At 60.8% G+C, this 240-nt stretch carries 1 protein-coding gene; it reads right to left on the minus strand.

What is annotated here, in order from left to right; translation table 11 throughout:
- A partial coding sequence (locus KVT32_RS31375; RefSeq protein WP_217619564.1) for a hypothetical protein occupies positions 1–240 on the minus strand: 240 nt, incomplete at both ends.

Consider the following 240-nt stretch of genomic DNA (forward strand, 5'->3'; position numbering starts at 1 on the left):
GAGGATCTTGATTTCATTGGTCGGCATGCTCGCCACGGCATAACTGTAGGCAGTGGAGCCGCTGCTCACCTGCTGGAAATTCCCGCCTGAAACATCGGTCAAGCCATTCGAGCCTGCCAGGCGCAGTCCTTTGGCCACGTACAAGCCCGACAAAGCCTTGGCGAACGCTTTTTTCATCTCGCCTTTATCCCCGCCAGACGCGGCCCCGGCCCGCGCCGCGGCGAAGGTGGCGAGGTTGAA

It is taken from the genome of Achromobacter sp. GbtcB20 (assembly GCF_019091095.1).
Lineage (GTDB): Bacteria > Pseudomonadota > Gammaproteobacteria > Burkholderiales > Burkholderiaceae_B > Achromobacter > Achromobacter mucicolens.